Origin of the sequence: Streptomyces sp. MK37H (assembly GCF_018035285.1) — a bacterium.
Lineage (GTDB): Bacteria > Actinomycetota > Actinomycetes > Streptomycetales > Streptomycetaceae > Streptomyces > Streptomyces endocoffeicus.
In genome coordinates this window covers 1-2114 of the sequence record NZ_JAAAYH010000757.1, presented here as the reverse complement: position 1 = coordinate 2114, position 2114 = coordinate 1, and the positions used below count along the sequence as shown (strand labels likewise).

At 70.1% G+C, this 2114-nt stretch carries 1 protein-coding gene; it reads left to right on the top strand.

From position 1 onward, the window contains the following. Nucleotides 1-2114 (top strand): glycoside hydrolase (locus tag GWI24_RS43580; protein ID WP_210951546.1); only part of this gene is annotated, 2114 nt, incomplete at both ends.

Below are 2114 nucleotides of genomic sequence, written 5' to 3'. Positions count from 1 at the left end.
CGTGGACGGCGGCGGCTTCGTCCCCGGCATCGTCTTCAACCGCAAGGAGAAGAACCTCGCCTACGCCCGCACCGACATCGGCGGGGCGTACCGCTGGGATCAGTCCGGCAAGCGGTGGGTGCCGCTGCTGGACTCGCTGGGCTGGGACCACTGGGGCTGGACCGGGGTGGTGAGCCTGGCCAGCGACCCGGTGGATCCCGACAAGGTCTATGTGGCGGCCGGTACGTACACCAACGGCTGGGACCCGGGCAATGGCGCGATCCTGCGCTCGTCCAACCGGGGCGCCGGCTGGCAGTCCACCACCCTCCCCTTCAAGCTGGGCGGCAACATGCCCGGCCGCGGCATGGGTGAGCGGCTGGCGGTGGACCCCAACCGGAACAGCGTGCTCTACCTCGGCGCGCCGAGCGGCAACGGGCTGTGGCGCTCCACCGACTCCGGTGTCACCTGGTCCAAGGTGACGTCCTTCCCGAACCCCGGCACCTACGTCCAGGACGCGAGCGACACCAGCGGCTATCTGAGCGACAACCAGGGCGTGGTGTGGGTGACCTTCGACGAGCGCACCGGCTCCTCCGGCAGCGCCACGAAGACCATCTACGTGGGCGTGGCCGACAAGGACAACACCGTCTACCGCTCGACGGACGCGGGCGCCACCTGGTCGCGGGTGGCCGGGCAGCCCACCGGCTATCTCTCCCACAAGGGCGTCCTGGACGCCAAGAACGGCTATCTGTACCTCACCACCAGCGACAAGGGCGGCCCCTACGACGGGGAGAAGGGCCAGGTGTGGCGGTACACCACGGCCACCGGGGAGTGGAAGAACATCAGCCCCATGGCGGACGCCGACACCTACTTCGGCTACAGCGGGCTCACGGTCGACCGCCAGAAGCCGGGCACGCTGATGGTGACCGGCTACAGCTCCTGGTGGCCGGACACCCAGATCTTCCGCTCCACCGACTCCGGTGCCACCTGGACCCGGGCCTGGGACTTCACCAGCTATCCGAACCGGTCCTTCCGCTACACCCAGGATGTCTCGTCCGTCCCCTGGCTGACCTTCGGCACCAACCCCTCCCCGCCCGAAGTCACCCCGAAGCTGGGCTGGATGACCGAGGCGCTGGAGATCGACCCGTTCGACTCCAACCGGATGATGTACGGCACGGGGGCGACGGTCTACGGCACGGAGAACCTCGGAAACTGGGACACGGGCGGCAAGATCGCCATCACGCCCATGGTCAAGGGCCTGGAGGAGACGGCGGTCAACGATCTGGCCAGCCCGCCCACCGGCGCCCCACTGCTGAGCGCGCTCGGTGACATCGGGGGCTTCCGGCACACCGATCCCGACGCGGTGCCCGCGAGGATGTACACCTCGCCGACGTTCACCACGACCACCAGCCTGGACTACGCCGAGACCAGTCCGAACACCGTGGTCCGGGTCGGCGACAACGACTCCGCGCCGCGGATCGCCTTCTCGACCGACAACGGCGCCAACTGGTTCCAGGGCAGCGAGCCGTCCGGGGTCACCGGCGGCGGCACGGTGGCCGCGGCGGCCGACGGCAGCGGCTTCGTCTGGGCCCCGGAGGGCACCTCGGCCGTCTACCACACCACCGGTTTCGGCAACTCGTGGTCTGCGTCGAGCGGCATCCCCGCCGGGGCGGTCGTGGAGTCCGACCGCGAGAACCCCAAGAAGTTCTACGGCTTCAAGGCGGGCACCTTCTACGTCTCCACCGACGGCGGCGCCACCTTCACCGCCAGGGCGTCCTCCGGGCTGCCGGCCGACGGCCCGGTGCGGTTCAAGGCGCTGCCGGGCGCCGAGGGCGACATCTGGCTCGCGGGCGGCGGCACCGGCGGGGCGTACGGGCTGTGGCACTCCACGGACTCCGGCGCGACCTTCACCAAGCTGAGCGGTGTCCAGCAGGCGGACACCATCGGCTTCGGCAAGGCGGCGCCGGGCGCCTCGTACCAGACGCTCTACACCAGCGCGAAAATCGGCGGCGTACGCGGCATCTTCCGCTCCACGGACGCCGGGGCGAGCTGGACCCGGATCAACAACGACGCCCATCAGTGGGGCTGGACGGGCGCCTCGATCACCGGCGACCCACGGGTCTACGGACGGGTCTACG